The following is a 23063-nucleotide window of genomic DNA, read 5'->3' as shown; positions in this document are numbered from 1 at the left end:
TGACCATCCGTAGGTGCCTAGCGCCCTCTTCGCCACAGGCCACGGGCACGCAGGGTCTCGTCCAGCTGCCGTACGTAGGTGTTGCCCGCCCACGGCTCCAGTGCGGCCCGCGCTTTCGTGAGTTGATCGGTCAGACGGGCCGAGCTGTGCTGCGAGGCGATGTCGGTGGCTTCCGTCAGCTTGGCCGCGGCTTCGGGTATCTCTCTGGCCAGGATCAGGGCGTCGGCATACCAGACGAGCGCGAACCCGCGATCCCTTTTGAACCCTGGCCTGAGGCCGACAATGGACCGTTGGGCCGCTGCCAGCGCAGGCCCACGTTGTTTCAGCTGGACCAGAGACGTGGTCGCCTTGCGCTCCACCATCGAAGGCGAGATCCAATACAAGAACGCCGGTTCGGTGTCCTTCGGTGTGTTGGCCAGGGCCACCGCGTTGTCATGCGCCCGAGTGCTCGCCGAGACGTCACCAGCGGCGGCGTGAGCGGTCGACAGCAGCGAGTCGTTCATCGCGCGCAACAGTCTGCTTGGAGACCGGGCAACCCAGCTCCGAGCCGCGAAGGCATGATCCAAAGCCGTGGTCGACCGGTTCTGGTAAGCGGCCACATTGCCCAGCCAGCAGTGCAGGTAGCCGATCAATGTCGGGTCGCCGAGGTCGAGTGCCGCCCGCAACCCGCCGTGCAACGCCTGCTCGGCCGCCGCGTAGTCGAGCAGGTCGTAGGCCAGGTAGCCCGACAACTGCGACAGCTGCGCGTACGCGCCGAGCAGCCGATCATGCAGCCCTGGCGGCATCGACTCGCGGGCGAGGAGCCGCGCGAGCGCCGCGCGGTGCCCGTTCACGACGGGCAACAGCGTCTCGGGTCCGTACATGTCGTCGGCCTGACGCGCGTGCATCGTCAGCTTCTCGAACGTACGCACCGTCGCCTCGTCCACCCGCCAGGTGGCGCGCAGCACCCCGGCCAGGCGTTCCTCTTCGCCAGGGGTGAGGACGCGCAGCAGGTCCAGAGCCCGCGCGCCACCCAGCATGAGTGCCAGTTCGAAGAGCAGCTCGCGTCGCTTCACGTCGGCCTCCTCGACGCCGGTGGCGCGCAGCAACCGCAGGCACGCCGACGCGTCCAAGGTCGTCTTGTCGACGGGTCTGACTTCTGCGACCTCCTCCATGCTGACACGGTGTTCGCGATCCGGGGATGGCGGCCGGTTGACATCCATGGCCCGAAAGTCCGCGCCATCGATCAGATCACGGTCGGCACCGCGGTACGACGCCAGATCGTCACCGCTGACCAGGCTCCGCGCGGTGGTCTGGTAGATCCGGGCCAAGGCGACGAGGAGACGTGCGGGCGGTCGGCGTCCCGCTCCCGGCCAGGCCTCGAAGTCGTACAGCCGCGCCTCGCGCAGGGACGCCGTGCCCGCCGGATCGGCGTCGTTGACCATGGCGACCACGTCCCTGGCGGTGCGGCCGTGCGCCAGCCGGTAGAGCCGCAAGGGGCTGACCTCGTGAACGAGGGCGAGCACGTCGGCGACCTGATCCCAGGTGAAGCCCTTCGCACGGAGGCGCTCGCTCCACGAGCGAGCCTGCAACAGGACTCTGTAGCCCTCGCCGGACATCGAGCACCCCCTCTGGCCTGGGATTGCGCACACAGAGTATAGGGATCGTCACGTTCTGGTCGAGTCGGTGGGATGGCGGCACCAGGTCGCGGGAGATGTCGATCGCGGGCCCAGGCAGATCCGCGCAGGTCAGGGCCTGCAGCGGGTGGATGATCGACTGACGCGAGACCGGGGGTCCATGCGCCGCGCCTCCCGGGCCACCCTACGGACGACGGATCACCGCGCCCCGATCCGCCGGGCGGAACGCCTTATCCATCCACGAGTTCCACGGAGAAGTCCACCATGACCGAGCTCGCAGAGATATCCACGCCTCTGTTCATCCCTGAACAAGGCACCCCCACCCACCCGATCCGGCCCGAGCACGTCAACGCGATGATCGACCTGCACCCCGGCGGCCTGACCTGGCGACGCACCTTCCCCGGCACCCATGACCAGATCCCCCGCGCCCGCCACTTCACCCGCTACCTCCTGGCCGACTCCCCTCGCCAGGACGACGCCGAACTCATCGTCGCCGAACTCGCCACCAACGCCCTCCAGCACACCAGCAGCAACCGTCCCCACGGCACGTTCATCGTCGAGATCACCCGCACCACCACGGCGATCACCCTCGCCGTCTACGACTGCGGATGGGGCGCCACCCCGCGCTTCGCCAACCCCTGCCGCACCACCGCCGAACACGGACGAGGCCTGGCCATCGTCGCCGCCCTCGCGGACCGGACAGGCCACGAGGGCGACGACGAGATCGGCCACAGAGTCTGGGCGAGAATCCACACTCCCTGAGATCAGCCCGTACCGGTCAGGTGTGGACGGCCGGACCCGGTGATCGCCTGGTCACTGCCAGGGGAAGCCGAGGCGGTGGGCGTACTCTGGCGAGCCGCCGACGACCTTGGCATAGGTCTTGGGGTCGGTGCGGTGGAGGCGGTCGGCCAGCTGAGCGACCTGAGCGTCGAGGTCGGTGTCGTCGACCGGGATGACCCACTGGAACTGAAGCCACGGATCGTCGCCATCCCGCGACGAAGGACGGCCCGGATACCAGAAGGTCATCCTGACCGTGTCCTGCTCCGCGGTCCGCGCGAACACGCCACCGACATCACACTGCCAGGTCGCGAGCGCCTCCGGCTCGTCACGCAGCCGCCGGTCGAGCCGGCGCGCCAGGCTGCGGGCCGGCCACTCCCACCCGTGGTCGCGTACGGCCTGGGCGATCGTCTCGGCGTACTGCGCCGCCTGGAAGCGGAACGGCGGCAGCGTGACCGTTCCGTCGGGATCGCGCCAGCTTCGCCAGATCACGGTGTCGCCGTCGCGCACGATGGTGACGTAGAGGGCTCCGCAGCAGCCCTCGGTGCAGTACGCCTCGGCCATTCGTGCCTCGTGCGGCCGGTCGGTGGCCTGCAGAGCGCCGAGCAGCTGCTCTGGCTCGTACGGCGGGCCCTTGCGGAACGCTGCCGCGATCACCGGTCGGCGGTTCACCAGCAGCCGGGTCTCGACCCGGCCGGACCGTACGGGATCAGGGACGGCGACCCGGATGGCCAGCCGGTCATGCGCGTCGTCCGGCGACGCCAGGTCGGGGGACGGCCTGGAGATGGCACGGGCCGCCCAGCCCGCCCGCCAGCGGGTCATCCGATCGGCGGAACGCCGCGCTTCCGCCAGGACCGGCACCCAGCGCGGCGAGGCGATCAGACGGTCCAGCCGGGTGAGTGTGGCGGCGAGTTCTCCGGTCGGCCAGGGAAGGAGGGCGACAGTACCAGAGCGCAGTTCCTCGGCGAGAGTGATGAGTGCGGCCAGCAGGTCCAGCTCCGGCCTTGCCTCGGCGGCGTGTACCGCGAAGGCCGCGATCGCCCGGCAAGCGTCGTGATACTCATCCGGCCGGGCCGGATAGCCGTCGGCGGAGCACAGTCCCTGAAGAAGCCGGGCGGCGGTGAGGACGATCTCGTTGTCGATCGTGGTGCCCTCCGCCAGGACGTCCGCCAAGGACACCGCTTCGGCGATCCGTACGGTGTCGCTCCCCGTCGGATAATGGCCGTCGGCGGCGTGGCGGAGCAGCCAGCCGATGGCGGTCAGGTCCCCGATGCGGCACATCGCCGCTATGGCCCGGGTGCGAGTGAGGGGCGATGCCCGATCGGCCAGCCAGATCAGGTCGGCCGTCACTTCGGGGATCGTCTCCAGGACGTTCACCGCCGTTGGGCCGAGGCAGGACAGCAGGCCGATGGTCCGGATGAGCTCGGCGTCCTGCGAGGTGGCTCTGCCGGCCAGTAGGTGGAGGCCCACACGGGTGGGGAGGTGGTGGGTGCCGTGGCGCACCAGCCAGATGCCCGTCTCGTGCGCGAGATCACCGGAAAGCCAGGACAGCTCGTCCGGTTTCAGCTGGTCGAGCACCCACAGGGGAGCTCGCAGGTCACGGATGTCGTCGTGGAGCGAGGCGAGGGAGCGGTCCGGATCGGTGGCGAACGCTTCCAGCCTGGCGAGGAGCCTCCTGAGCGAGGAGGACGTGGAGGCGGGCCCCCACTCGACAGGCTCGTCGTCCTGGTCCGGACAGCGGCAGCCGCCGTCGGGAAGCGGCAGGTCGGGCGCCGACTCATGGAGCCGGGAGGCGTGATCGAACAGGGCAGGTGGGTGGTCGAGCGCCCAGCGCTCGTCGGCCACGTTCACCGCTGGAAGGAGATCTCGATTCTCTTGGTCATGGGCGGCACCATCCCACTACGGATGACCGGCGCACAAGCGGCCACGCGCGTCCGCTCCGCCGGCCCCCGCCGAAGAGGCCTGGCCGTCGTCGCCGCCCTCGCGGACCGAACAGGCCACGAAGGCGACGACGAGATCGGGCCCGTACCGGTCAGGTGCGGACGAGTTCCTTGGCGGGCGGCGCGGGGGCCGGATCGTCGTCGTGGCCCTCGACTGACAGGTTGGGCAGCAGGCGGTCCAGCCAGGCCGGGCACCACCAGTTGAGCCGGCCGAGCAGCACCATGGTGGCGGGCACCAGGAAACCGCGGATGATCGTGGCGTCCACCGCGACGGCCACCGCCAGGCCCACGCCGAACGTCTTGACCAGCGGGTCCGGGTAGGCGATGAAGGCCACGAAGACGGCCACCATGATGAGCGCGGCAGAGGTGATGACCCGGCCGGTCGTGCCAAGGCCCTCCGCCACGGCGCGGGAGTTGTCGCCGTGCCGCTGGTACGCCTGGCGCACGGCGGTCAGCAGGAACACCTCGTAGTCCATGGACAGCCCGAACAGCACCGCGAACAAGATGAGCGGCGTGTAGCTCTCGATCGGCACCGTGAAGAAGAGCGTCTCCAGGTAGGAGGCGCTGGCCGGCGCGTCCATGCCGACGAGCCCGCTGCCCAGCCCCACCGAGAACACCAGGGCCAGCGCCCCGAAGGCGGCCCCCAGTGAGATGAGGTTCATCAGCGCCGCCTTGACGGCGATGACCGGCGCGCGGAAGGCCAGCAGCAACAGCAGGGCGCTGAGCAGCACGACGACCGCGATGACCAGCGGGGTCCGTTCGGCCATCCGGTCGGAGGCGTCGGCCAGGGCGGCGACCTCCCCGCCGACGTGCAGCGTGACGCCGGGCACGGAGATCGCGCGGACGTCCCGCACCACCTCGGCGGCCCGGGCGTCGCTGGGGGCGTACTCGGGGATGACCTGGACCAGCACGGACCGGCCCGATTCGTTGACCTGCGCGGGCGCCACGTGCGCGACACCGTCGACGGCCTCGATCGCACGGGTGATCCGCTCGACGATCGGGGCGGGCTTGTCGGTGTCCGCGACCCGCGACGGCAGCTCGGCGACGACGACGAGCGGCCCGTTGAAGCCGGGCCCGAAGCCGACCTCCATCAGCTCGTACGAGCGCCGGGCGTCCGACCCCTTCGTGCCGTAGCCGTCGTCGAGCGGCCCGAGCTTCAGCGCCAGCGCGGGCGCGGCCAGCGCGGCGAGCACGAGCACGCTGCCGAGGAGCACCCGCCACGGCCGGCGGGCGACCCAGGCGCCGAGCCCGGCCCAGCCGGACGACTCGCCGCGACGCCCGAGGAAGGGCACCTTGAGCGCGTTGATCCGGTGCCCGAGCAACCCGAGCAGCGCGGGCACCAGCGTGATCGAGGTGAGCACGGCGGTCACCACGGAGATGCCGGTGATCCAGCCGAGCGTCCGCAGCAGCGGGAAGCCACCGAGCATGAGCGCGCTCAGCGCGATGATGACCGTGCCGCCCGCGAACACCACGGCCCCGCCCGAGCCGGCCACGGTCCGGCGCACCGACTCGCCGACGGAGACGCCGGAGGCGAGCAGCCGCCGGTGCCGCGACAGCAGGAACAGCGCGTAGTCGATGCCCACGCCGAGGCCGATCATCGTGGCCATGATGCCGGCCTGCTTGGGCACGTCCACGACGTGTCCGAGCAGCCCGATGACGCCCAGCCCGGTGGCGACGCTGACCAGCGCGGCGAAGATCGGCACCAGCGCCGCCGCGAGCGTCCCGAACGCGAACACCAGCACCACCAGCGCGCACGTCACCCCGATGATCTCGCTGGGACCGGTCTTGATCTCCTTGTCCGCCGGCGTCGAGCTGTCGGCGGGCACGACCTCCAGCCCGGCGGCACGCGCGGGGTCGGCCGCCTTCGACAGGGCCTGCGTGGTCTCGGCGAGCTTGGCGTGGTCGTGTCCCTCCATGCGCACGGTGATGACGCCGATGCGCAGGTTGGACGCGATCCCGCCCATCCGGTACGGCGTCTCCACCTTCACGACGTGCGGCATGGCGCCGAGGCGGTCGATGGTCCGTTCGACGGCCTCCTTGCGGTGCTCGTCGGTCAGCGGTCCCTGCTCGGAGTAGAGCACGAGCTGGACGGTGCCGCCGGGCGCGTAGCCGGGGCCGAACCCGGAGCGCATCAGGTCGTGGGCGCGCTGCGCGCTGGTGCCGGGGATCGTCATGTCGGTGCTGACCGGGCTGCCGAGCACCAGGCTGCCGCCCAGCAGCCCCGCCGCCGCGATCACCCATAACGCCAGAACGATCCGCCCGTGTCGTGCGCACCAGCCGCCCAGCCGTCCCAGAAAACGCGTCATCGCAGAATCCCCCTCGACGGCCGTCCTGTACGGTCGTACAGGACTACGGTAGAACGCCAATTATCCGGTACGCCGGTACATGTGCGGAAATGAGACGATGACCACAGCCGACGACACTCGCAGCCGGATCCTGGCGGCCGCCCAGGAGTTGTTCGCCGAGCGCGGCTACGCCAACACGTCGCTGGCCGACATCGCGGCGGCCGTCGGCCTCACCAAGACGGCCGTCGCCTACCACTTCCACCCCAAGGACCGGCTGGCCGCCGAACTGCTCGCCCCCGCCGCCGATGACATGCTCGCGCTGCTGGGCACCGACTTCGACGGACGGCGGATGTTCGTCGACGCGCTGGTCCACTTCATGGTGCGGCACCGGGCGGTGATCCGGCTGGTCATGGAGGACCTCAGCGGCGCCGACGACGCCCCGCCGGGTTCACCGGGCGAGGCCCTCAGAACGTTCCGTGACGAGATCTTGACCCGCCTGACGGGCCCCGAGCCGAGCGCCGAGAGCAGGCTGCGCGGCTGGGCGGTGCTCGGCGCGCTGCAGTGGGGCGTCGTACAGACCATGGACCTGCCCGCGGAGCAGGTGGAGAAGGTGCTCACCCGAGCGGCCCAGGCGATCTAGGCCGGACACGCCGCCCCGGCCGTCGCCGAGCGGGCGGCACCACGCGCGTGACCGCCGCCGGCAGGGACACGATGCACGGCCCGTCTGCGCCGTCTTCCGGTGTGACACCCGATGTCCGTCTGCCGGGGGTGGACCGCTACCGGCATGTCGGGAACGGTCCATATGCGGGCGCTGCTGAAGCGGCCTAGCATCAGCGGGTCTCAACGCCGCCGCCGCGAAACCATGGCCACGGACGCGACGGCGGCATGTCGCCTCAAGCAAACAGAGGAGCAACGTGACGATTCTAGTGACGGGCGCGACCGGCAACATCGGCCGTCGCGTCGTCGACGGGTTGGTCGGCGCCGGCCAGCGGGTACGCGTCATGGTCCGCGACCCGCGGACGGCCCGCCTCCCGCAGGGAGTGGAGTCAGTCCACGGGGACTTCACGCGACCGGATACCTGGCCGGCCGCGCTGAAGGGAGCCGAGCGGGTCTATGTGTTCCCGTACGCGTATTACGCACCGGAGTCCGCTGGGCTCGGATTCGTGGAGCAGGCGGCCACGGCGGGCGTACGCCGCTTCGTGGTGCATTCGGCCGCGGCCGCCGGGTTCACCCCGTCGAACGACCAGAGCGCGCTGGGCCGCCACCTGGAGGAAGAACGACAGGCCCATCGCGGGCTGGAGCTCATGGTGGAAGCCACCGGCCGGGAGTGGACGCACGTACGCCCGGGACTACTCGCCGTCAACGCGCTCGGGTGGGCGGAGCAGATCCGTGCCGAGCGTAGGGTCCGCGCGCCATATGGCCGGTCCGGCTATCCCTTGGTCCATGAGGCTGACGTGGCCGATGTGGCGGTCGAGGCGCTAATCACCGACAAGCATCTCGGCGCGGCGTACACGATCACCGGCCCCGCCAAGGTCACCCAGATCGAGCAAGCGGCGGCGATCGGTGCCGCCATCGCGACGGAGGTGCGGTTCGAGGAACTGACCCCCGCGCAGGCCCGCGCCCAGTGGCTCTCCGAGGGCTACCCGCCGGAGATCGCCGACTGGATGATCGAGTTGTCGGCCGACGCGGTGGACGGCCCGGGCGTGCTGCCGCCGACCGGCACCTACGAGGAGATCATCGGCCGCCCACCACGCACGTTCGTCCAGTGGGCGGCCGACCACGCGGGAGACTTCCTCGGGGAGGCGGCATGACCATCCTGGTGACCGGAGCGACCGGGACCGTGGGCCGACGGGTCGTCGCCGAACTGCTGCAGGCGGAACGGCACGTACGTGCCCTGACCCGCAACCCCGCCAGTGCCGCCTTGCCCGGTCAGGTCGAGGTGTGCAAGGGCGATCTGGAAAACCCGGAGTCGCTGCGGGCGGCACTGGTAGGTGTGGAGCGGCTGTACCTGTTCCCGGTCGCGCAGACGGCCGCCGAGGTCGTCGCGATGGCGGTGGAGTCGGGGGTACGGCGCATCGTGGACCTGTCAGGGGCCGGGGCCGATGACGAGACGTTCGAGGACGGCTACCACGTCAGCGAGCGGGCCGTGGAGGCGTCGGGCCTGGACTGGACCCACGTCCGGCCCGGCGAGTTCGCGGGGAACTGGCTGGACTGGGCGCCGTCGATCCGGGCCGAGCGGGTGGTGCGGCGTCCGTACGGCGGGGCGCTGACCCAGCCCACGCACGAGGCCGACGTCGCCGCCGTCGCCGCCGCGGTCCTGCTCCAGGACGGGCACGAGGGACACACGTACACCTTCGCCGGGCCGGAGGCGCTGACCATCGCCCAGCAGGCCGAAGCGATCGGGACAGCGCTCGGCGAGCGGGTGCGCCTGGAGGAACAGGATCCGGTGACGGCACGGGACCAGTGGATCGCCGACGGGTATCCCTCGGAGGTGGTTGATTGGTTGTTCGGTATGTGGGCGGAGTCGGCCCGCGACCACGACCCGTTCAACGAGGGGTGGGCTGCCGTGATCCCCCGTCTCACGGGACGCCGGGGACGGACGTTCGCCGAATGGGCGGTGGAGAACGTGGCGGCGTTCAGGTAATCGCGAAGGGGTCGCTCGGCTCCAAGGTGATCGAGCCACGGAACGAGCCCATGGCCCGGCCTGGTCGGCAATCCGGCCAGGCCGGGCTCTCCTTAGGCGGGTGGCTCCGGAGGCGGGCTGGACGGCGGGTCCGAGGGTTCGGTGGGATCGGGGTCGGTCTGCGCCGCGACACCGACGGTGATGGCCACCACGCTGCCTGCGCCGGCGCACCCGCCGGCCGCGACGCTCTGCGCCAGCACGGTGCCCACCTGTGTCTGGTCGGTCACCTGCCGGTTCTGCCGCCGCACCGCGAACCCGGCGGCGCGCAGCTCGGCCCGCGCGGCGGCGGGCGCCTGGCCGGTGACCGTGGGGACGGTCACGCCCTGGCGGGACACGACCAGCGACACCCGGGCGCCCCCCGCGGCACGGCTGCCCGCCGCCGGCTTGCTCGACAGCACCTGACCGTCCGGCTGCGTGGAGCAGGAGGTGGTGACCTGGCCCACCGTGAGCCCGGCGCCGGTCAGAGCGGCCTCGGCGGGCTCACGCTGGAGCCCGGCGACCGTGGGCACCGGCAGGCCGGCCGACACGCGCAGCCCGACCGTGCTCCCCTTGGACACCAGGGCTCCCGCCCCGGGCTGGGTGCTCAGCACCCGCCCGATCGCGCGGGCGGAGTCGGTCCGCGTGACGGCCCCGGCGACCAGCCCGGCCCGCTTGAGCGCCCTGATCGCGGCGGCCCGGTCCAGCCCCGCCAGCGCGGGCACCCGCACCCCCACGGGCACCCTGGCCGGTGCTTCGGACGACGACCCGCGCGGCTCCGGCGTCGGTGTGCCCGTCTTCGCGGTCCTGCCAGGAGAGGACGACGTGACAGCCGGGGCGGTCGTAATGGCCGTGGGCCGCCCGGCGGCCTGCGGCGGGCCGTCCGGCCGGAACGCCGGCACCACCACGGTGACCAGCACGGCCGCGCTGACCAGCAGCGCGGCGGACACCGCCAGGCCCGCCCGGTTGAACGCCTGACCGGTCCGCCGCGTCTCCGCATCGGCGAACCCCGGCCCGGTCCCCTGCGCTGCCCCATGCGCCGGACCCTCGGCGGATCCGGGAGCCGAATGGCGGCCCTCGACGGATCCCGGAGCCGAATGGCCGGCGGCCCTGGCCGGGCCGGCCAGGCGATAGCCGCCGGGCGTGCCGGTCACCTCCGGCTGGGCGACCGGTCCTGAGTCCCGCCCGGAGTCCGGCCCGGAGTCCGGCCCGGAGTCCGGCCCGGAGTCCGGTGGCGCGAAGGCGTTCATCGGAGGCACCCGCAGGATGTGCGGCGGCGGCGAGCGCAGCACCTCCGGCGGGGCGGCTTCCGGGTCGCCCAGCAGGTCGAGCAGCAGCTCGCGGCTGGCGGGCCGGTTACGCGGATCCTTGTCCAGGCACGCCTCGACGATCTCCCGTAATCGGCCGTCCAGCCGGCCGAGCTCGGGCTCGGCGGTCAGAATGCGGTGCAGCACCGGCGCCACGGAGTCCTGCCCGAACGGCGCCGACGCGTTGGCCGCGAAGCACATCGTGGCGCCCCAGGAGAACACGTCGGCGGCCCCGGTGACGACCGACGCGGTGATCTGTTCCGGCGCCATGTAGGCGGGCGTGCCCACTCCCCTGCCGCTCACCGTCGCCGCCGCGTCCAGCGCCCGCGCCAGCCCGAAGTCGATCACCCGAGGGCCGTCCGCGCCGAGCAGCACGTTCTGCGGCTTGAAGTCGCGGTGCACGATGCCCGCCCGGTGGATAGCCGCGAGCGCCGTCGCGGTGCCGACCGCGATCCGCTCCAGCGCGGCGCCGGCCGGCGGCCCGGTGAGCGCGACGTGCCGCTGCAGCGACGGCCCGTCGACGTACTCGCTCACGATGTACGGCCGGCCGTCGTCGAACCCCGCCTCGATCACCTGGGCGGTGCAGAACCGGGCGACGTGCTTGGCCAGCTCCACCTCCCGCAGGAACGCCGCCCGCTCGTCCCCCACGGGTCCGTGCAGGAGTTTGACCGCGTAGCGCTCCTCGCCCCTCGTCCCGAGGTACACCACGCCCTGACCGCCCTCGCCCAGGCGCCCGGACAACTCGTACGCCCCGAGCCGTCGCGGGTCCCCCGTTCTGAGCGGCTGTGCCATAGGCACGGCCTCTCCCCTCGCCGCCTTCTTCCCTTCCCACTGAAGGCAACCGGCGGCCGGGAGTCAACGGTGACCACGACAATCGCCACCCGAACGAGACAAAAACGGTCAAGAAGGGCGAGAGAGATGACCCGAATACGTCACATCCTCGTCACCCTGGCGCGTCACCTTGATGACCAGCCGGTCGAGGTCCTGGCCGGGGAACATCCGCAACGTGCCCGAGACGCACCGGTCGCCCTCGACCCGATCCAGCGTGAACACGAACCCGCTGCCGGTGCGGCCGAGCCGTCCGGAACAGCGCAGCCCGGCCTCCCACCGCATGGTCGCCTCGGCCCCGGCCAGCCGGATCTCCACCGGAAACACCCGCCCGGCGCCCGGCCGACCGGCCGACCCGGTCCAGGTGCCCTCCAGCCCCGGCCCCTGCGCGCCGCGCAGCCAGAACCCGAAGCCGGCGGCCGCCATCGCCACCCCGGCCGCCGCCACCCCGGCCTGCCACGGCCGTACCCGCCGCCGCTCGCGCACGCTCACACCGGCGGCGCTCAGATGAGCCGGGCGTACTCGTCCAGCTTGGCCAGCACCTCACCGGACGACGCGCTGGGCAGAGCCGCCACGACCTCCTCGACGCCCAGCCCCGCGTAGTAGTCGAGCTTCTCCCTGGTCAGCAGCGTGCCGAACGGGATCACCTTGGCCATCGGCCGGCCGGCCTTCTCACACGCCTCGCGCAGGGCGGGCAGCGCGGCCTTGATGCCCTTGCCACCGATCGGCATCCAGCCGTCGGCGTACTCGGCGACGTGCGCGAACAGCTTGGGCCCCGCGGCGCCCCCCACGTAGACGGGCGGCGCGGAGATCGGCTTCGGCCAAGACCAGGATGCCTCGAACCCGTCGAAGGAGGCGACCTCGTCACGCCACAACGCCCGCATCGCCAGCATGTGGTCACGTGTGACCGCGCGCCGCGAACCGTACGGCACGCCGTGATTCTCGATCTCCTCCACGTTCCAGCCGAAGCCGATCCCGACCACCGCGCGCCCGCCCGACAGGCGGTCGAGCGTGGCGATGGCCTTGGCGGTGACGATGGGGTCGCGCTGGGCGACGAGCAGGATGCCGGTGCCGACCAGCAGTCGCTCGGTCACCGCGGCGGCGAACGAGAGCGCGACCAGCGGATCGAGGGTGCGTTTGTACTCCTCGGGAAGCTCGGCCTGCCCGGCCGGAGGCGGGGTGCGCCGCGAGATCGGGATGTGGGTGTGCTCGGGCACGTACAACGAGACGAAGCCGCGATCTTCGGCCGCCCTGGCGAGATCGGAGATCGGCATGGCCAGATCCGTGGTGAACATCGTGACGCCGATCCTCATGCCGCACCGTCCTTGAGCGTCAAACAAGCGATTGTTAGGCACAGTACCTTGCCGCGGAGCGGCGTTCCATGGAAGAGGTCTTCGGTGAAGTCTTCCATCTTCCCCTGTCCGCGGAACCGCGGCCCAGGTGTGACCGTGGCGACCGGAACCAGTGGATGAACGCCCCGGCCGGGCACGGGCCCGCGGCGCGATAGCCTCGGGGCGTGCTGGAAAGGATCGCGGCGACCCGTTACGTGACGCCGTTGCGGGAGGGCGGCTCGCTGCCGGGGGTGGTCGAAGCCGATGACCTCGGCACCTATGTCGTGAAATTTCGCGAAGCCGGGCAGGGCCGTCGCGTCCTCGTCGCTGAGATCATCTGCGCCGAGCTCGCCCGGCGGCTCGACCTGCGCACCCCCGACCTGAGGCTGATCGACCTCGATCCCCAGCTCGGCGTCCGCGAGCCCGACGAGGAGGTCCAGGACCTGCTCAAGGCCAGCACCGGCGTCAACCTGGCGATCGACTTCCTGCCCGGCGCCCTGGGCTTCGAGCCGCTCATCTGGACACCCGACCCCGCGTTCGCCTCCCGGCTGCTCTGGTTCGACGCGCTGATCCACAACATCGACCGCAGCTGGCGCAACCCCAACCTGCTCGTCTGGCACCAGGACGTCTGGCTGATCGACCACGGCGCCGCGCTCTGGTTCCACCACAACTGGCGGACGGCCGACCCTCAGCGCCCGTTCGACGCGGGCGACCACGTGCTGGCCCCGTTCGCGACCGACGTCGACGCCGCCGCCGAGGAGCTCTCCGCGCGGATCACACCGGAGCTGCTGACGAAGGTGACCGCCCTGGTGCCCGACGCCTGGCTCGACGGCGAGCCGGGGTTCGACTCGGCCCAGGAGGTCCGTGACGCCTACGTCGACCACCTGCTGCGGCGCGCCCACGGGCCGCGCGCGTGGCTCACCCGCGGTGAGCCGAAGACCTCCCGGCCGGGGCCGGGGTCCGTCGGCGAGTTCTGGCGCGGAGTCCGCCGATGAGCAGGGACGTGTACGAGTACGCGGTGATCCGCGTGGTGCCCCGGATCGAGCGCGGCGAGCAGATCAACGCCGGCGTGCTCCTCTACTGCCAGCCCCGCGGCTACCTCTGCGCGCGGGTCGAGCTCGACGCCGTGCGGCTGCGCGCCCTCGACCCCGACACAGACGCCGAGGGCGTCCGCCGGGCCCTCTGCGCCTACGAGCTGGCCTGTGGCGAGGAGGCCGGCCCGCTGACCGGCGAGTCGCTGGGCGCCAGGTTCCGCTGGCTGACCGCGCCGCGCAGCACGATCGTCCAGACCAGCCCGGTCCACGCCGGCCTCACCGCCGATCCCGGCGCCGAGCTGACCCGGCTCTTCGACGTTCTCGTGCGCCTGTGACCTCGAAACCTGAGACGTAGAACGCCTGTGACCCGGAAACGCCTGAGACCTAGAACGCCTGAGACCTAGAAGAGGACCGACATGAAGGTGTCGACCTCGTGGAAGCCCACCTTGCGGTAGACGGCCCGCGCCGAGGTGTTGAAGTCGTTGACGTACAACGTGACCACCGGGGCGAAGCAGGCGAGGGCCGCTTCCACGACGGCCGCCATGCCCGCCACCGCGTGTCCCCGGCCGCGCAGCTCGGGATCGACCCAGACGCCCTGGATCTGGCTGGCGGACGGCGTGACCGCGCCGATCTCCGCCTTGAACACCACCCGCCCATCGTCGATGCGGGCGTAGGACCTGCCGATGCGGATCAGCTCGGCGACCCGGGTGCGGTAGAGGGCGCCGCCGTCGCCGAGGTTGGGCGAGACGCCCACCTCCTCGGTGAACATCGCCACGCAGGCGGGCAGCAGGATGTCGAACTCCTCCGGCCGGACCCGCCGCACCAGCGGGTCGGCCGCGACGAGCGGCTTGCGCGAGATCGCCATGACCGGCTGCGCCCACCTGATCGCGCGGGCCCTGCCCCAGTAGGGCTCCAGCCGCTCCCACATCACCGAGACCGCCTCGACCGGCCCCACGATCGACGAGCAGCGACGCCCCTGCCTGCGGGCCCGCTCGGAGAACGCGTGCGCGGCCTCCGGACCGGCGCCGACCGGCACCAGATTGGCTCCGGCGTAGCAGAGCGAGACGAGACCGCCGCGCGGCCCGAACCCCCACATCTGCCCGCCCAGCCGCGCCGGATTGAGTCCGACGGTCCGCACCCGGGAGGCGACGAAGACGTTGGCGACCGGGTCGTTGTCGAGCAAGGCGAGTGCCTCGTCCCGATCGCTGTCGTCGAGCACACGCGACGCCGATGTACGCAGCATCACATGGTCAGACTACGCGAACGACTACGGAATGGCTTATCTGGACAGCACGTCGGTGAGCCGATCGTGACCCAAACCCCCGCCGGCCGCCAGGCGCACCACCGGCCGGGGCTCCGGGAGGGCGGCGCAGGCGGTGGTGCGCGCCGGGATCGTGCCATCCGTCAGGTACGCGGCCAGGTGCCGGTCGACGCACCGGTTGCCGGCCAGCGACACGCCGTGGTTGCCGCCCTCCTCCACGACCATCCGCGCGGTCGGGAAGTGCCGGAGCATGCGCAGCGCTCCCTGGTACGGGGTGGCGGCGTCACCGCGCGACTGAAGCATGAGGATGGGCGGCAGCTTCGGCGACCCGTGGACGTCGACCGGCTTGCCCCCGCCGACCGGCCAGAACGCGCACGGCGCGTTGAACCAGGCGTTTTGCCAGGCCATGAACGGCGCGCGGCGGTGCATGCGGGCCATGTCCTGCCGCCACGTGTCCCACGAACGCGGCCAGGCGGCGTCACGGCACTGCACGCTCAGGTAGACGGCGTAGCCGTTCTCGTCCTCGGCGTCCTGGCTGCCGAACCGGTTGTACGTCTCGAGCAGCCCCTTGACGTCGCCCTCGCGCACGTACGCCGCCCAGACCCGGGCCAGCTCCGGCCAGATGCGGTCGGTGTAGCCGCCGAGGGTGAACAGGTCGTCGAGCTCGCTCGGGCCGACGACGCCGCCGGCCGGCCGGTCGCGCAACCGGGAGCGCATGGCGTACCAGGCGAACCCGGTCTCCTTGGCGGTGCCGCCCAGCTTGTAGACCGAATTGTGCCGCGCGGTCCAGTCGAGGAAGGCGCGGTGCCTGCGGTCGAAGGCGGGATCCTGGTCCAGGTTGGACTGGTACCAGACGTCGTCGGGGCTGACCGAGCTGTCCATGACGAGCCGCTTGACCCGGTCGGGGAAGAGCGTGGCGTAGACCCCGCCGATGTAGGTGCCGTAGGAGTAGCCGAGGTAGCTGATCTGCCGCTCGCCCAGGGCGGCCCGGATCGTGTCGACGTCCCTGGCGACGTTCTCGGTGGTCATGTGGGGCAGCAGCCAGGCCCACAGGTTGCCGCAGCGGGCGGCGTAGTCGCCGGCCCGGTCGAGCAGGGCCCGTTCGTCGCGCCTGGTGCGCGGCACCGCGTCGAGCCGCGGCGGCGCGTAGTAGGACGAGGCGTCGGCGCACCGCATCGCGGGCCGGCTGCTTCCGACCCCGCGCGGGTCGAAGCCGACCACGTCGTAGCGCGCGGCCACCTCGGCGGGCAGCGTGGCGGCCACGAACTCGGCCAGCCGGAGCCCGGACGCGCCCGGACCGCCCGGGTTGACGAGCAGCGTGCCCAGGTGGTTGGCATCGCGCGAGACCTTGCCCCGGATCCGGTTGACGGCCAGCGTGATCGACTGGCCCCACGGCTCCCGGTGGTCGAGTGGCACGCGCACCGTCGCGCACTCCACACCCGGCGTGCCGCCCGGCGGGGTGTCCTTGGTCTGCGGGCACGCCCCCCACACGATCGCGTCGACCGGCCGGCTTCGCGCGGCGGCGCTCCCCTGGACGCCCACCACCCCGCCGACCAGCATCCCCAAGGCCGCGACCACTCGTACGAACCGCTTCACCTGACCGCTCCCCCATCTCATAAGGAGAGATGCTCGCGGGGTGACGGATCGGTCACGCAGGGTATGGAGAAAAGCTTGCCAACGTGTAATCAGACGATTGCACGCCGTAACGGAAGGGTGGGGAGGGTCAGCCCACGGTCACCTGCGGGCCCGGGGAGTCGTCGCCGAGGTCGACCTCCACGCCCATCTCCTCGGCGATGCGCAGGGCCTCCTCGATCAGCGTCTCCACGATCTGCGACTCGGGCACCGTCTTGATGACCTCGCCCTTGACGAAGATCTGCCCCTTGCCGTTGCCGGAGGCGACCCCGAGGTCGGCCTCGCGCGCCTCTCCCGGCCCGTTGACGACGCAGCCCATGACGGCGACCCGCAGCGGCACCGTCAGGCCCTCAAGCCCCGCCTGCACCTGCTCGGCCAGCGTGTAGACGTCGACCTGGGCGCGGCCACACGACGGGCAGGACACGATCTCCAGGCCGCGCTCGCGCAGCCCGAGCGACTCGAGGATCTGGGCGCCGACCTTGACCTCCTCCACGGGAGGCGCCGAGAGCGACACCCTGATCGTGTCGCCGATGCCCTCGGCGAGCAGCGCGCCGAAGGCCACGGCCGACTTGATCGTGCCCTGGAAGGCCGGGCCGGCCTCGGTGACGCCCAGGTGCAGGGGGTAGTCGCACCTGGCGGCCAGCAGCCGGTAGGCGTTGATCATGACGACCGGGTCGTTGTGCTTGACCGAGATCTTGATGTCACGGAAGCCGTGCTCCTCGAACAGGGAGCACTCCCACAGGGCCGACTCGACCAGCGCCTCGGGCGTGGCCTTGCCGTACTTCTGCAGCAGGCGCGGGTCGAGCGAGCCGGCGTTGACGCCGATGCGGATGGGCACGCCGTGGTCGGCCGCCGCCCTGGCGATCTCGCCCACCTTGTCGTCGAACTTCTTGATGTTGCCGGGGTTGACCCGCACAGCCGCGCAGCCCGCCTCGATCGCGGCGAAGACGTACTTGGGCTGGAAGTGGATGTCGGCGATCACCGGGATCTGCGACTTCCTGGCGATCGTCGGCAGCGCCTCGGCGTCGTCCTGGGACGGCACGGCCACGCGGACGATCTGGCAGCCCGAGGCGGTGAGCTCGGCGATCTGCTGCAGGGTGGCGTTGACGTCGGCGGTGACCGTGGTGGTCATCGACTGCACGGAGACCGGCGCGTCGCCCCCCACGGGGACGTCACCGACCATGATCTGACGGGAGTGTCGGCGTTCGGCGAGCGGCTTCGTGCGGACCGTCGGGATGCCGAGTGCTACAGAAGACATTTCTCCCTCTTGGGTGTCGACGACGTTGTCCAGTCTAGGTAGCTATCGGGACTGCCCGGCCGTGAGCTCCGCCGCCCGGGCGCGGGCCCAGGCGTCGGCGGCGAGCACCTCCTCGACCGTGTCGGCCCGGGTGACCTGGTGCTCGGCGACGACCTTGGCCACGGTGTCGACGATCGCCGGGAACGGCAGCTCGCCGCGCATGAACGCGTCGACGCTCGTCTCGTTGGCCGCGTTGTAGACGGCGGGCGCGGTGCCGCCCTCGGCGCCGACGTGCCTGGCCAGCGCGACGGCGGGGAACGCCTCGTCGTCGAGCGGCTCGAAGGTCCAGGTGTGCGCGGTGGTCCAGTCGACGGGCCGGGACGCGCCCGCCAGGCGGGCCGGGTGGCCGAGTGCCAGCGCGATCGGCAGCCGCATGTCGGGCGGGCTGGCCTGCGCGATGGTGGAGCCGTCGATGTACTCGACCATGGAGTGGATGATCGACTGCGGGTGCACCACCACCGCGATCCGGTCGAAGCCGATGTCGAAGAGCAGGTGTGCCTCGATCACCTCCAGCCCCTTGTTGACCAGGGTGGCGGAGTTGACGGTGATCACCGGGCCCATGGACCAGGTGGGGTGGGCCAGCGCCATCTCGGGCGTCACTTCGGCCATCTCGGCCCGCTTCATGCCCCTGAACGGCCCGCCGCTCGCCGTGATCACGAGCCGTCTGACGGCGTCGGGGTCGTGGCCGCCGGGCCCGGAGGCCCACAGGCACTGCTGGACGGCCGAGTGCTCGGAGTCGACGGGAAGGATCTGGCCCGGCTTGGCCAGCCGCTTGACCAGGGGCCCGCCGATGATCAGCGACTCCTTGTTGGCCAGCGCGAGGGTGCGGCCCGCCTCCAGGGCGACCAGTGTGGAGGTCAGGCCGAGCGCGCCGGTGATGCCGTTGAGCACCACGTCGGCCTGCCAGGCGGCGACCTCCGCGACGCCTTCGGGCCCGGCGAGCACTGCCGGATCGGCGCCGAGCGCGGCCAGCGCCTCGCGCAGCGCGGGGACCGCCGCGGAATCGGCGACCGCCACGGCCTCGGCCCGGAACTCGGCCGCCTGCCTGGCCAGCAGCTCGACCTTGCCACCACCGGCCGCGAGCGCCGCGACGCGGAACCCGCCCGGATTGGCGGCGATGACGTCGAGCGCCTGGGTGCCGATAGAGCCGGTGGAGCCGAGGACGACCACGGAGCGGTGGGTGTCTGCATGCACGCGTCCATTGTCCCCGCTCCGCGCGGCGCCCAGACACGGGGTTCGCCGGCGCCCGGAAACCGGCGACTTATGTGACGGCAGATATCTGAGCCGATTAATGCCGGAATATCGCCATATCCGTATGCGCAAATATCGAGAAATACGAATATTTCTCCCGCTACCTTCCAACCTCAGATTCCGGTTCCGGGAGGTACGTAATGCACCGCAGAGTCGCTCTGCTCTCCGTCGTCACCCTCGCCCTCGGGGGTGCCCTGCTTCCGGTGGGAGCGGCCCAGGCACAGGCGGCGTCCCCACAGCGCGCCCCCAAGCCCGCCGCCAAGGCCGCCGCCGACTCCCCCGCAGAGCAGAAGACCGTCCTGCGGTACTGGACTCCGCAGAAGATGGAGGCGGCGCAGCCGCTCGCCGCCCCGACGCCCAGGCAGGGCGCAAGGACGGACGTCGCCGACGAGCCCACCGCGGGGGTCCCGTCGACCACCCAGGGCACCGGGCCCACCTCCGCGCGGGCGCAGGCCGCCAACAGCCCCGGCGCCCCGTGGACCGGCGGCGGCACGGTCACGCGCACCACCGGGCGGGTCTTCTTCACCTACCAGGGACGCAACTCCTCCTGCTCCGGCTCCGCTGTGTCCAGCGCGAACAAGAGCGTGGTGATGACCGCGGGGCACTGCGTGAAGCTCGGCGGCGCGTTCCACACGAACTGGGTGTTCGTGCCGGGCTACGCCAACGGCAACCGGCCCCACGGCACGTGGGTGGCCGGCAGGCTGCTGACCACCCCCCAGTGGAACGCGAGCGAGGACATCGACTTCGACATCGCCGCCGCCGTGGTGGCGCCACTGGAGGGCAGGACGCTGGTCGACGCGGTGGGCGGCCAGGGCGTGGCGTTCAACCAGGCCAGGCGGCAGCAGATGTACGCGTTCGGCTACCCGGCGGCGGCGCCGTACGACGGATCGAAGCTGATCTACTGCGCCGGGCGCGCGTTCGACGACTTCCTGATGTCCCGGGATCACGGCCTGACCTGCAACATGACCGGTGGCTCCAGTGGCGGCCCGTGGTTCAGGAATTTCGACGAGTCCACCGGGATCGGCACGCTGAACTCCGTGAACAGCTTTAAATACAACTTCGCGCCGAACTGGATGTTCGGACCATATTTCGGAAATGAAGCACAAGCCGTCTACCAGGCCGCGCAGAGCGCCGGCACCCTCTGACGCTCTTTACCGAAAGTAGCGACGACGGCACATCGTGTAGTGCACACTCGGGTGCCATGACCTTGAGCACCCCCATGCTTGCAGCCGTTCCGCTCGTCGCGGGACTGATGGGCCCGGCTCTCGTGGGCGCCACTCCCACACACCAGCGGGAGCGGCAGCCAGACCGTCCCGCCGCCGTCACGCACCCGCGCGCGGCGCGATCCGAGGTCGTCGAGCACGTGGCCGCGCGCGGTTCCGCCGATCACCGGCGCGTGCTCGACTACTGGACTCCTCAGCGGATGGCCGCGGCTCTGCCGATCGACATGCTCGACATCGTCACCAAGGGCGGCGGCCTGGTGAGCGGGCTGACCGGCACGGCGGGGCTGGGCGTCGCACCGGACCTCTCGGGCGCGACCACGAAGGTCGCCCCCTCCCGCCGGCACCAGTCGTCCCGGCCCCAGCAGCAGACCGCCGGCTCCCGCTGGGTGACCGGCGGCGCGGTGACCAGGACCACCGGGCGGGTGTTCCTCACCGTCGCCAGGACCGACTTCGTCTGCTCCGCGAGCACGGTCCGCAGCGCCAACCGCGACGTGGTGGTCACCGCCGGCCACTGCGTCAAGGACGGCACCGGCCAGTGGGCCGACAACTGGACGTTCGTGCCCGGCTACCGTGAGGGCGGCGGCCAGCCCTACGGCCAGTTTCCGGCCCGCCGCATGTTCGTCGCCGCACCGTGGTCGCGAGCCGCCGACGACAGCTACGACGTGGGCATGGTGGCGCTGGCCACCTCCGAAGGCAGGCACGTGGCCGAGGTGGTGGGCGCCCAGGAGATCTCCTTCGACGCCCCGCGCGGCGGCCGGGCCTTCGGCTTCGGCTATCCCGCCGACCCGCCCTACAACGGCGAGCACCTGGTCTACTGCGCCGGCCCGCTGCGCGACGACCCCCACGGCGAGACCCACGACCAGGGCCTCGGCTGCGACATGACGGCCGGCTCCAGCGGCGGCCCGTGGCTGTCCGGCTTCGACCTCGGCACCGGCCGGGGCACGGTCACCTCGGTGAGCAGCTTCAAGTACAGCGACGACCGCCGCACGATGTACGGCCCCTACTTCAGCAGCTCGGCCAAGGCCCTGTTCACCGCGGCCGAGCGCGCCTGACCCCTGACGGGGCTGATCAGAGCATCAGCCCCGTCAGCACCATGACCTTCTCGTACGTGTAGTCGCGCATGGCCGACTGCACGCCCTCGCGGCCCACGCCCGAGTCCTTGACCCCGCCGTACGGCATCTGGTCGGCCCGGTAGGAGGGCACGTCGCCGATGATCACGCCGCCCACCTCCAGCTCCCGGTTGGCCCGGAAGGCGGCGTCCAGCGACCGGGTGAACACCCCGGCCTGCAGCCCGTACTTCGAGTCGTTGACCATCGCATACGCCTCGTCGATCGACGCCGCCCGCTGGAGGATCATGACGGGGCCGAAGACCTCCTCGCAGGAGAGCGTGGCGTCGGCCGGCACGTCGGTGAGGACGGTGGGGGCGACCGTGGCGCCCTCGCGGGTGCCTCCGGCGAGCAGGCGGCCGCCGGCGGCGACCGCCTCCTTGATCCACCGCTCGACCCGCTCGGCCGCGTCGACCGACACCAGCGGGCCCACCTGGGTCTTCTCGTCGGCCGGGTCACCGGTGACGAGCGCGTCGACGGCGGGCAGCAGGCGCTCGACGAACGCGTCGTAGACCGGCTGCTCGACGATCACCCGCTGGACGGCGATGCAGCTCTGGCCGGCCTGATAGTTGGAGAACAGCGCGACGCGGGCCGCGGCCCAGTCGAGGTCGGCGTCGGCCAGGACGACGGCCGCGGCGTTGCCGCCGAGTTCCAGGGTCACGTGCTTGCGCGGCACCCGGTCGCTGATGGCGTAGCCGACGGGCGCGGAGCCGGTGAAGGAGACGATGGGCAGCCGGGGGTCCTCGACCAGCCCGGCGGCGCGCTCGTTCTCGACCGGCAGCACCGAGAACATCCCGGCGGGCAGGTCGGTCTCGGCCAGGATCTCGCCGAGGACGAGCGCGGAGAGCGGCGTGGCCGGGGCGGGCTTGACGATGATGGGCGCGCCGACGGCGATGGCGGGGGCGACCTTGTGGGCGACCAGGTTGAGCGGGAAGTTGAACGGCGTGATCGCCAGCACCGGCCCGTGGGGCACGCGCGAGACGTAGGCCAGGCGGCCGGCCGCGGCGGGCTCGGTGTCGAGCCGCTGCACGTCGCCCGACCAGCGACGGGTCTCCTCGGCGGCGAAGCGGAAGGTGGCGACGGCACGGCCGACCTCGCCCCGCGCCCAGAAGATCGGCTTGCCGTTCTCGGCGGAGATCAGCCGGCCGATCTCGTCGGCCCGCTCCGCCAGGCGGCGCGCGACGTGGGCGAGCGCCTCGGCTCGCACGTGCACGGGCAGCGCGGCGGCCTGCCGGACGACCCCGTGGGCGGCCGCGACGGCCTCCTCGACCTGGACCTCGGTCGGCACGGAGTAGCGGCCGACCTCGCGACCGTCGTGGGGGTTGGTCACGGTGAGCTCGGTGTCCCCGGTGGCGGGGTGTCCTGCAAGCCAGAAGGTGCGCACGTCCATGCAATGACGTTATGCGACGGCGCGGAGCGGGGACTTACACCACGTTGCACAAGTGCCTCGACAACGCTCACCAATAAGTACAAGCCCTCTGGTATACCCGCTATGTAACAGAAGTAGACCTAATTC

The 23063-nt window shown here is 71.6% G+C and carries 19 protein-coding genes; 8 read left to right on the top strand and 11 right to left on the bottom strand.

Annotated elements, in window-relative coordinates; genetic code table 11:
* Positions 1 to 17: 17 nt before the first annotated feature.
* Positions 18 to 1475, bottom strand: coding sequence for a hypothetical protein (locus AB0I38_RS05525; protein ID WP_358462400.1), 1458 nt, complete (start codon positions 1473 to 1475; stop codon positions 18 to 20).
* 405 nt (positions 1476 to 1880) lie between these two features.
* Between AB0I38_RS05525 and AB0I38_RS05520 the strand changes: the two genes are divergently transcribed.
* A complete protein-coding gene (locus tag AB0I38_RS05520) occupies positions 1881 to 2378 on the top strand; it encodes an ATP-binding protein (protein ID WP_358462397.1) in 498 nt (165 codons plus the stop codon).
* Positions 2379 to 2429: 51 nt separating this feature from the next.
* Here the strand turns inward: AB0I38_RS05520 and AB0I38_RS05515 are convergent, their stop codons facing one another.
* Positions 2430 to 4244, bottom strand: a complete 1815-nt coding sequence (locus tag AB0I38_RS05515) for a hypothetical protein (RefSeq protein ID WP_358462394.1) — start codon at positions 4242 to 4244, stop codon at positions 2430 to 2432.
* A gap of 181 nt (positions 4245 to 4425) precedes the next feature.
* Positions 4426 to 6639: an MMPL family transporter gene (locus tag AB0I38_RS05510; protein ID WP_358462391.1), complete on the bottom strand. Its 2214-nt coding sequence runs from the start codon at positions 6637 to 6639 to the stop codon at positions 4426 to 4428.
* Positions 6640 to 6736: 97 nt separating this feature from the next.
* Between AB0I38_RS05510 and AB0I38_RS05505 the strand changes: the two genes are divergently transcribed.
* From AB0I38_RS05505 to AB0I38_RS05495, 3 genes are all read left to right on the top strand, one after another.
* Positions 6737 to 7258 (top strand): TetR/AcrR family transcriptional regulator, encoded by a 522-nt coding sequence (locus AB0I38_RS05505; protein ID WP_358462388.1) that lies wholly within the window; start codon positions 6737 to 6739, stop codon positions 7256 to 7258.
* A gap of 274 nt (positions 7259 to 7532) precedes the next feature.
* Positions 7533 to 8429 (top strand): NAD(P)H-binding protein, encoded by an 897-nt coding sequence (locus AB0I38_RS05500; RefSeq protein WP_358462385.1) that lies wholly within the window; start codon positions 7533 to 7535, stop codon positions 8427 to 8429.
* Positions 8426 to 9262: an SDR family oxidoreductase gene (locus AB0I38_RS05495; protein WP_358462382.1), complete on the top strand. Its 837-nt coding sequence runs from the start codon at positions 8426 to 8428 to the stop codon at positions 9260 to 9262. The genes AB0I38_RS05500 and AB0I38_RS05495 overlap by 4 nt, the downstream gene beginning before the upstream one ends.
* A gap of 92 nt (positions 9263 to 9354) precedes the next feature.
* On the opposite strand, the gene AB0I38_RS05490 is transcribed toward AB0I38_RS05495, so the two are convergent.
* The 3 genes from AB0I38_RS05490 to AB0I38_RS05480 all read right to left on the bottom strand — a co-directional run bounded on the left by AB0I38_RS05490 (position 9355) and on the right by AB0I38_RS05480 (position 12725).
* A complete protein-coding gene (locus AB0I38_RS05490; protein ID WP_358463223.1) occupies positions 9355 to 11376 on the bottom strand; it encodes a serine/threonine-protein kinase in 2022 nt (673 codons plus the stop codon).
* A 108-nt stretch (positions 11377 to 11484) separates the two neighbouring features.
* A complete protein-coding gene (locus AB0I38_RS05485; protein WP_358462379.1) occupies positions 11485 to 11898 on the bottom strand; it encodes a hypothetical protein in 414 nt (137 codons plus the stop codon).
* A gap of 17 nt (positions 11899 to 11915) precedes the next feature.
* A complete protein-coding gene (locus AB0I38_RS05480) occupies positions 11916 to 12725 on the bottom strand; it encodes an LLM class F420-dependent oxidoreductase (RefSeq protein WP_358462376.1) in 810 nt (269 codons plus the stop codon).
* Between the two features lie 203 nt (positions 12726 to 12928).
* Here AB0I38_RS05480 and AB0I38_RS05475 point away from each other — a divergent pair, with 203 nt between their 5' ends.
* Positions 12929 to 13738 (top strand): HipA family kinase, encoded by an 810-nt coding sequence (locus AB0I38_RS05475; protein WP_358462373.1) that lies wholly within the window; start codon positions 12929 to 12931, stop codon positions 13736 to 13738.
* Positions 13735 to 14112 (top strand): DUF3037 domain-containing protein, encoded by a 378-nt coding sequence (locus AB0I38_RS05470; RefSeq protein WP_358462370.1) that lies wholly within the window; start codon positions 13735 to 13737, stop codon positions 14110 to 14112. Before AB0I38_RS05475 ends, AB0I38_RS05470 begins: the two co-directional genes overlap by 4 nt.
* A gap of 65 nt (positions 14113 to 14177) precedes the next feature.
* Here AB0I38_RS05470 and AB0I38_RS05465 read toward each other — a convergent pair whose 3' ends face one another.
* From AB0I38_RS05465 to dxr, 4 genes are all read right to left on the bottom strand, one after another.
* Positions 14178 to 15020: a GNAT family N-acetyltransferase gene (locus AB0I38_RS05465; RefSeq protein ID WP_358463220.1), complete on the bottom strand. Its 843-nt coding sequence runs from the start codon at positions 15018 to 15020 to the stop codon at positions 14178 to 14180.
* A 36-nt stretch (positions 15021 to 15056) separates the two neighbouring features.
* Positions 15057 to 16634: an alpha/beta hydrolase gene (locus tag AB0I38_RS05460; protein ID WP_358462367.1), complete on the bottom strand. Its 1578-nt coding sequence runs from the start codon at positions 16632 to 16634 to the stop codon at positions 15057 to 15059.
* 127 nt (positions 16635 to 16761) lie between these two features.
* Positions 16762 to 17928, bottom strand: coding sequence for a flavodoxin-dependent (E)-4-hydroxy-3-methylbut-2-enyl-diphosphate synthase (ispG, locus tag AB0I38_RS05455; RefSeq protein WP_358462364.1), 1167 nt, complete (start codon positions 17926 to 17928; stop codon positions 16762 to 16764).
* A 42-nt stretch (positions 17929 to 17970) separates the two neighbouring features.
* Entirely contained in the window at positions 17971 to 19161 is a 1191-nt protein-coding gene (gene dxr, locus AB0I38_RS05450; RefSeq protein ID WP_358462361.1) for a 1-deoxy-D-xylulose-5-phosphate reductoisomerase, read from the bottom strand.
* A gap of 197 nt (positions 19162 to 19358) precedes the next feature.
* On the opposite strand from dxr, the gene AB0I38_RS05445 reads away from it, so the two are divergent.
* Both AB0I38_RS05445 and AB0I38_RS05440 read left to right on the top strand, forming a co-directional pair.
* Complete coding sequence (locus AB0I38_RS05445) at positions 19359 to 20363, top strand: trypsin-like serine peptidase (protein ID WP_358462358.1); 1005 nt, start codon at positions 19359 to 19361, stop codon at positions 20361 to 20363.
* Positions 20364 to 20419: 56 nt separating this feature from the next.
* The gene (locus AB0I38_RS05440) at positions 20420 to 21493 is read left to right on the top strand and encodes a trypsin-like serine peptidase (protein ID WP_358462355.1); all 1074 of its coding nucleotides are present in this window, start codon (positions 20420 to 20422) and stop codon (positions 21491 to 21493) included.
* Between the two features lie 16 nt (positions 21494 to 21509).
* Here AB0I38_RS05440 and AB0I38_RS05435 read toward each other — a convergent pair whose 3' ends face one another.
* Positions 21510 to 22937 carry an aldehyde dehydrogenase family protein gene (locus AB0I38_RS05435; protein ID WP_358462352.1) on the bottom strand — a complete coding sequence of 476 codons (1428 nt, stop codon included), beginning with the start codon at positions 22935 to 22937 and terminating at the stop codon, positions 21510 to 21512.
* Positions 22938 to 23063: the final 126 nt, after the last annotated feature.

This window comes from Nonomuraea cavernae (assembly GCF_040655715.1).
In the GTDB taxonomy this organism is placed as follows: Bacteria; Actinomycetota; Actinomycetes; order Streptosporangiales; family Streptosporangiaceae; genus Nonomuraea; species Nonomuraea cavernae_A.
This window is presented reverse-complemented; position numbering and strand designations above follow the sequence as displayed.

Bases quoted from the DNA above. Each gene is read 5' to 3' on its own strand.
- AB0I38_RS05495 (WP_358462382.1), top strand. From the start codon at position 8,426: ATGACCATCCTGGTGACCGGAGCGACCGGGACCGTGGGCCGACGGGTC.
- AB0I38_RS05470 (WP_358462370.1), top strand. From the start codon at position 13,735: ATGAGCAGGGACGTGTACGAGTACGCGGTGATCCGCGTGGTGCCCCGG.
- AB0I38_RS05520 (WP_358462397.1), top strand. From the start codon at position 1,881: ATGACCGAGCTCGCAGAGATATCCACGCCTCTGTTCATCCCTGAACAA.
- AB0I38_RS05445 (WP_358462358.1), top strand. From the start codon at position 19,359: ATGCACCGCAGAGTCGCTCTGCTCTCCGTCGTCACCCTCGCCCTCGGG.
- AB0I38_RS05465 (WP_358463220.1), bottom strand. From the start codon at position 15,020: ATGCTGCGTACATCGGCGTCGCGTGTGCTCGACGACAGCGATCGGGAC.
- AB0I38_RS05490 (WP_358463223.1), bottom strand. From the start codon at position 11,376: ATGGCACAGCCGCTCAGAACGGGGGACCCGCGACGGCTCGGGGCGTAC.
- ispG (WP_358462364.1), bottom strand. From the start codon at position 17,928: ATGTCTTCTGTAGCACTCGGCATCCCGACGGTCCGCACGAAGCCGCTC.
- AB0I38_RS05505 (WP_358462388.1), top strand. From the start codon at position 6,737: ATGACCACAGCCGACGACACTCGCAGCCGGATCCTGGCGGCCGCCCAG.
- AB0I38_RS05435 (WP_358462352.1), bottom strand. From the start codon at position 22,937: ATGGACGTGCGCACCTTCTGGCTTGCAGGACACCCCGCCACCGGGGAC.
- AB0I38_RS05510 (WP_358462391.1), bottom strand. From the start codon at position 6,639: ATGACGCGTTTTCTGGGACGGCTGGGCGGCTGGTGCGCACGACACGGG.
- AB0I38_RS05480 (WP_358462376.1), bottom strand. From the start codon at position 12,725: ATGAGGATCGGCGTCACGATGTTCACCACGGATCTGGCCATGCCGATC.
- AB0I38_RS05440 (WP_358462355.1), top strand. From the start codon at position 20,420: ATGACCTTGAGCACCCCCATGCTTGCAGCCGTTCCGCTCGTCGCGGGA.